This window comes from Pseudotabrizicola formosa (assembly GCF_002900965.1).
GTDB classification, from domain to species: domain Bacteria; phylum Pseudomonadota; class Alphaproteobacteria; order Rhodobacterales; family Rhodobacteraceae; genus Pseudotabrizicola; species Pseudotabrizicola formosa.
In genome coordinates this window covers 1-6,101 of record NZ_PJOM01000010.1, presented here as the reverse complement: position 1 = coordinate 6,101, position 6,101 = coordinate 1, and the positions used below count along the sequence as shown (strand labels likewise).

The 6,101-nt window shown below is 63.2% G+C and carries 6 protein-coding genes; all 6 read right to left on the bottom strand.

Annotated features, from left to right (window positions below; translation table 11 throughout):
- Window positions 1-4: 4 nt before the first annotated feature.
- From CXR43_RS17610 to CXR43_RS17585, 6 genes are read right to left on the bottom strand one after another with little or no spacing between them, the layout of a single operon-like run.
- Window positions 5-520, bottom strand: coding sequence for a chemotaxis protein CheW (locus tag CXR43_RS17610; protein WP_103336582.1), 516 nt, complete (start codon window positions 518-520; stop codon window positions 5-7).
- Between the two features lie 51 nt (window positions 521-571).
- Window positions 572-2,806, bottom strand: coding sequence for a HAMP domain-containing methyl-accepting chemotaxis protein (locus tag CXR43_RS17605; protein ID WP_168219888.1), 2,235 nt, complete (start codon window positions 2,804-2,806; stop codon window positions 572-574).
- A gap of 13 nt (window positions 2,807-2,819) precedes the next feature.
- On the bottom strand, window positions 2,820-3,326 hold the full coding sequence (locus CXR43_RS17600; RefSeq protein WP_103336576.1) for a chemotaxis protein CheW: 507 nt from the start codon (window positions 3,324-3,326) through the stop codon (window positions 2,820-2,822).
- A 12-nt stretch (window positions 3,327-3,338) separates the two neighbouring features.
- A complete protein-coding gene (locus CXR43_RS17595; protein ID WP_103336574.1) occupies window positions 3,339-5,360 on the bottom strand; it encodes a chemotaxis protein CheA in 2,022 nt (673 codons plus the stop codon).
- Between the two features lies 1 nt (window position 5,361).
- Window positions 5,362-5,727: a response regulator gene (locus CXR43_RS17590; protein WP_103336571.1), complete on the bottom strand. Its 366-nt coding sequence runs from the start codon at window positions 5,725-5,727 to the stop codon at window positions 5,362-5,364.
- Between the two features lie 10 nt (window positions 5,728-5,737).
- Complete coding sequence (locus CXR43_RS17585) at window positions 5,738-6,028, bottom strand: hypothetical protein (RefSeq protein ID WP_146036562.1); 291 nt, start codon at window positions 6,026-6,028, stop codon at window positions 5,738-5,740.
- Window positions 6,029-6,101: the final 73 nt, after the last annotated feature.

The window sequence follows — 6,101 nt, the reverse complement described above, 5'->3', positions numbered from 1 at the left end:
CCCTTCATTCGAAATCAAACGCACCGGGAAGGTTGGTCTGGAACACGGTTTCAAGGGCAAGGATCTGGATCAGCTGGCCGTTGACGCGTGCCACGCCGCGCAGCACTGAGGCATCCCAGCTTGTCATCGCACTGGGGGCCGCTCCGATCTCATCATCTGGAATCTCGGCCACTCCGAGGACGCGATCGGCAATGACGCCGATCGGCGTTGCCGGATTGCTCCCGAATTCAAGAACAATGATCCGCCCGGCCCCTTCGCATGGGGGGCCATGCAGGCCAAGGCGTCCGGGCAGGTCCACAAGGGCCACATTCTCACCGCGGATATCGATCATCCCCAACAGATCGCCCGGCGCATTTGGCAATCGTGTGATGGCTTGCATATCAAGGATCTCGCGGACCATGGCGACATCGACAGCCAGCATCTGTTCTGCCAGAACAAAGGTCACATAGGTGCGCGGATCATCTGTGGCCCCGCTGTCGTCCTGGGTCCAGGCCTCTTCGGCCAGAGGGGCTGCGGTCATCTGAATTCACCTGCAAGCTGGGGCGGGGCATGCTGAAAACATGCGCAGGGCTCAATAGCGCTGGAAATCATCTTCACGCCCACCAGCCGTATCGCCCGCAAGATCGATCATGACCCCGTTCTGAAAGGGATGCGCTGCGCCATTGCTCTTGGCCTTTGCCGCAGGCTGCGGCGCATTGATGCTGCGCGGGCGCTGGGTCGTGAAGGTCGGGCGGGGGCTGGCCCCCTCGCGCGACGGGTCTGCAGCCGGTGCTTTCATCGGTTGCCGCTCCTCACCCAGACGGAAGAACCCGATCACCCCGCGCAATTCTTCCGACTGCGTCGCAAGCTGTTCGGACACGCTGGCCGCTTCGGTCGAAGAGGAGGCGTTTTGCTGGATCACCGAGTCAAGCTGTCGGATTGCTTCGTTGATCTGCTCTGCGCCGACATTCTGTTCCCGCGTTGCCGCGCTGATCTCTTGCACAAGATCGGCAGTCCGTTTGATCGACGGCACCAGCGCCTGCAGCATTTCACCGGCGCGCTGGCTGACCTCGACGGTTTTGCCGGAAAGCTGGCTGATCTCGCCCGCGGCCTGCTGGCTGCGTTCGGCCAGTTTGCGGACCTCTGACGCCACCACGGCAAAGCCCTTGCCATGCTGTCCGGCGCGCGCCGCCTCCACCGCCGCGTTCAGCGCCAGAAGATCGGTCTGCCGGGCAATTTCCTGAATGATGTTGATCTTTTCGGCAATGGTCTTCATCGCGCGCACCGCTTCATCCACCGCCTTGCCGCTGTCCTCTGCTTCCTGCGCCGATTTGGTCGCGATCTTTTCGGTCTGCGCGGCATTGTCCGCCGATTGCCGGATGTTGGCCGACATCTCTTCCATCGAGGAGGAGGCCTGTTCCGCCGCCGCCGCCTGTTCGGTCGCCCCCTGGCTGAGCTGTTCTGCCGTTGCCGACATTGCCTGCGCGCCCTCGGCCACACCGGCGGCACTGTGGTTGGCGTTGGAAATAACCTCGCGCAGCCTTTCCAACATGTTTTCCAGCGCAATGCCCAGACCGTCAACCTCGGAGCGACGTTTTGTCTTCACGCCCAGATCGCCCTGGCTGATCTTCTCTGCAACCATGGTGATCTCTCGCAAAGAAACCGACATCCCCTCCATCGCAGACAGAAGATCGCCGATTTCATCCCGCGTCGTCGCTGTCGCATCAACCGTCAGGTCACCCCTCTCCACAGCACGCGCAACCGTCACAGCCCGCGCCATGCCCCGGCTGATCGTCATCGAAAGCCAGAACGCCGCAGCAATGCCAATACCGGCAGCAGCCAGTCCCAGCGTGATCAGCACCGCCCTGGAGGTCTCATAAACGCCAAGCGCGTTTTCTTTGGCAAAGGCGACCCGGGCTCTGGCAAAATCGGCCATGGCAGTTCCAGAGTCGATCACTTTGTCAAAGGCGGGATCCAACTGTTCGTGCAAGATTGCAGTTGCATGGACATTGCTGTTTTCGAGTGACAATCCCGTGCCACGCACCAGTACCTCTTCCCAGGCAGTCCAGCCGGCAATGATGCCCTCCACAGCCCGGCTGTCGGTAACGCCCGCAAAGCCCCTGGCCTGGGTCAGGTCCTGTGTCAGCGCGCTCTGCAGGGGTTCAAGACGCGCTGCCAGTTCGACAAGCTCGGTGTCAACCCAGGCCATCAACATGTCACGCTCAATTTCCCGCAGGGCGCGCATCGTATCGATCGCGCCGTCAATCGAGGCTTCAAGCGAAACCAATCGCGGATCACGCACTTCGGCGTTTGCAATGCGCTCCCGGACGTCAGCGATCAACGCTTCCGAAGCATTGTAAAGAGAAAGATAGGTTGGCGTGCTTTCTTCGGCATAGAGAAGCAGAGCCCTCTCGCCGCTTTTTATGACGCCGACAAGGCGCAACTCTGCCTCAACCCTTCGGAACTCGGCCCAATCGGCCCTGAAGGCGGCGTGCAGGGCCTTGGCATCCTCAGTGGAGACAAGCCCCCCCAATGTTTTGATCAGGTCATCTGTACTCGTCAGAAATTCGTCGGCAAGGCGCACAGAGTCTGTCGCCGCTTCAACCGTATCCGTCTCCAGATAGTCCTGAACCAGGTTCATGGATCGTGTGGCGGCACCTTGCATCGTCAGCGCCACCTCCAGTTGACGCGCGTAGCGATCAACGATCTGGTCGATTTCTGTCTTCATATCAGACGTCTTTTGCACCGCCATGAAGCTGGAGGCGCCGAGCAAGATGATCAGAACAGCAAAGACTGCGATCAGTTTGGCTTTGATGGTCACGCGCATGTCTTGTCCTTGCTCATGCTTGAGGGGTTTGCCCTGCATCCGGGCAGAAGAGGGTGTCGGTGTTCAGGAGGATGACGAGGGCATCGCCGGATCTGGCGACGCCGGTCACATAGGGCTCGGGCCAGCGGGCTCCGAGTTCGGGGACGGGTTTGAGCGCGGCGCGGTCTGTTTCTATGACCTCGTCGACCGCGTCGGCGATGATGGCCATCCGGGTGGGCACCCCAGCCACCGGCAGGTCCAGCACGATGATGCGGGCAGTGTCGCTTGCGGGCATCGCCTGCATCCGCAGCCTTTGGCGGATGTCGATCAGCGGCGCAATCGCCCCGCGCACGTTGATCAGCGCCGGCGCGAAAGGCGGCGCACCGGGCACCGGAGTGGTCGGGATCGGATCAAGAATTTCATGCACCTCACTGACGGGAAGGGCAAAAACCTCCCCCGACAGGCGAAAGATCAGCATCATTTCCGGATCAGGGCCGCCGCCGGGGCCGGGCTTGTCGCGGGTCTGGAGGGTGTTTTGCATGGCCCGCTGTCCTCAGGCGATCTGCCGCTGCGCCGCACGGGCGCGGCGGGCAAGGGTTGCGACATCGATGATCAGGGCAACCGCGCCATCGCCAAGGATGGTCGCTCCGGCAAGGCCCGCGATATTGCGGTGGTAGATGCTGAGCGTCTTGATCACGGTCTGGTTCTGGCCAAGGATATCATCCACCACCAGACCAAGGCGCTGGCCGTCGGCCTTGACGATGACCACACGCCGCCGGGGTTCGGTGCTGGGGGGGCGGGCAAAGACATCATCAAGATCAAGGAAGGGCACCAGATGTTCGCGCAGGCGCAACATCGACCGGCCGCTGTCCCGCCGGCGCTCGGCCTCTTCAAACTCCACGCATTCCTCAACGGCGGCCAGAGGGATCACGAACACCGACTGTCCGAGCCGCACCAGAAAGCCGTCGATGATCGCAAGTGTCACCGGCAGGCGCAGGGTCACCCGCGTGCCGCGTCCGGGCACGGTGACGATTTCTGTCTGGCCGCGCAGCGCCTCGACCGCGCTGCGCACCGCATCCATGCCCACCCCGCGCCCCGAGACGCTGGACAGTGTTGATGCGGTCGAAAACCCCGGCGCAAAGATCATCTGGTGAATTTCTGCCGGGTTCGGCTGTGCATCGGCCGCCAGCAGGCCGCGTTCAATCGCCCGGTTGCGGATGGCCTCGGTGTCCAGACCGGCACCGTCATCCTCGATCGCGATCAGCACCTCGCCCCCCTCCTGCCGGGCCGAAAGGGTGACCCTGCCCCGCGTGGGCTTGCCCGCGGCCTGACGCCGGGCCGCATCTTCCAGCCCGTGGTCCATGCTGTTGCGGATCATGTGGACCAGCGGTTCGGACAGGCGATCGATCACGGTCTTGTCCAGTTCGGTTTCGCCGCCTTCGACGGCGAGCGCCACATCCTTGCCAAGCTCCACCGACAGATCCCGCACCACGCGGCGAAACTTGCCGAAGACCGATTCAATCGGCAGCATCCGCACAGAAAGGGTTGCGTCGCGCAGGCCGGTGACCAGCCGCTCCACTTCCTCGACAATCGATTCCAGATCGGCATTCTGGGTGGCCGCTGCAATCTGATGCAGCCGCGCCTGCGCAATCACCAGCTCGCCCAGCTGATCCATGATATCGTCAAGCTTGCCTGCCGGAACGCGGACATTCTCGCTCGACCCCGCAGTCGCCTGCGGCAGGCGCGCGGCAGGCGTGTCTTGCGCCAGTGCAACGGCTGCCTGTGCTCTGACCGGTTGCGCGGGGGCAGCGGCGGGGGCAGCGGCGGCGGTGGCTTGGGCATCGGGATCCCTCTCGGCAATCTCCAATGCCGCATCATCCGCAAACAGAAAGATCGCTTCGATCGCATCCCGGGGCTGCGCGGTGGTCAAAAGCACATCCCAGGCAAAGTAAGACCGTTCCGGATCAAGCTCGGCCAGCGGCGGCAGGTCCGAGGCATCAAGCCTGATCTCAGCCTCGCCAAGGGCCGCAACCTCGGCCATCAGCAGATCGGGGCGCATCCCGTTGCGCAATGCTGCAGCATCCGGATGGAACCGGATCGACCAGCGCCGCAGAACCGCCTCACGCTGCGGCAGGGCCGCAGGGGGAGGGGCCAGGCTCGCTTCGGGACTGCCCTGACCTTTGCCCATGATGGCGGCAAGTGTTGTCAACAGGCTGGCCGCCTCTTCCGACGCCTCCAGCCGTGCGGCTTCGGGACTGTCCCCGCCACAGTCAAGCAGCGCTGTCATATGGTCGCGCGCCCGCAATGAGACATCGATCAGGCGGTTATCAATCTGCATCCGGCCTTCGCGGACGCCATCAAAGGCATCTTCGAAATGGTGGGTGAACCGCGCAAGCGCCCCGAAGCCGAACATCGACCCCGACCCCTTGACCGTGTGCAGCACCCGGAAAATGGCATCGACACGGTCACGGTCCGCGCCGGACTCCAGGTCCAGCAGCATCCCTTCCAGCCCTTCCAGCTGCTCGCGGGCTTCCTGAACAAAGGTCTCTACGGCAGCGCTCAGATCGGGTGTCATCCTAGCCCGCCAGTCTTTTTGCGACACTGATCAGGTTCTCCGGCGTGAAGGGCTTGGTGATCCAGCCAGTGGCCCCAGCGGCCTTGCCTTCGGCCTTGGCCTCGGGCTTGGATTCGGTGGTCAGCATGATGATCGGCACGCCTGCCCCCTTGGGCATGCCGCGCACGGCCCGGATGAAGTCGAACCCGTTCATCACCGGCATGTTCAGATCGGTGATCACCAGCGACACCTGTTCGCGTCTGAACACCTCGATCCCGCTTTGGCCGTTGTCGCCCTCGACCACCCGGTACCCGAGCGGGACCAGGGTCAGCTTGATCATGTCGCGGATCGATTTGCTGTCGTCGACGGCAAGAATGGTATGGGCCATGCTGGCTATCCTAGCTCCGCTCTGGACTGTGAAGGGAAAGCGCGGCCAAAGCCCGGGTCGCCTGCGGGCCAAAGCCGGAAAACGCCGCCGCCGCAGCAAGCGCCCGCGCCGCGGCCAGAAGAAGCTGCAAGGCCGGAACCGTCGCCGCCTCCCCCGTCAGATCAAGGCCAAGCGGCTCCGCAGCAGAGGCCGTGCCGACAGCAGCCGTCAGACCGCTCAACGCAGCCCGGCTGTCCGCCACCGCAAGCGCGTGATCCACAAGATGTACCCTGCCCGCGCCAGACCCAATCCCGCTCTCCATTCTCCGACTCGCCCCATATTGCCTCCAGCCGGACCATGGGCCGCAAATCTTAAGAAAAACCTCCATCCCCTCC

Coding starts and splice junctions, on each gene's coding strand:
- CXR43_RS17605 (WP_168219888.1), bottom strand. CDS start 2,806: ATGCGCGTGACCATCAAAGCCAAACTGATCGCAGTCTTTGCTGTTCTG.
- CXR43_RS17595 (WP_103336574.1), bottom strand. CDS start 5,360: ATGACACCCGATCTGAGCGCTGCCGTAGAGACCTTTGTTCAGGAAGCC.
- CXR43_RS17610 (WP_103336582.1), bottom strand. CDS start 520: ATGACCGCAGCCCCTCTGGCCGAAGAGGCCTGGACCCAGGACGACAGC.
- CXR43_RS17600 (WP_103336576.1), bottom strand. CDS start 3,326: ATGCAAAACACCCTCCAGACCCGCGACAAGCCCGGCCCCGGCGGCGGC.
- CXR43_RS17585 (WP_146036562.1), bottom strand. CDS start 6,028: ATGGAGAGCGGGATTGGGTCTGGCGCGGGCAGGGTACATCTTGTGGAT.
- CXR43_RS17590 (WP_103336571.1), bottom strand. CDS start 5,727: ATGGCCCATACCATTCTTGCCGTCGACGACAGCAAATCGATCCGCGAC.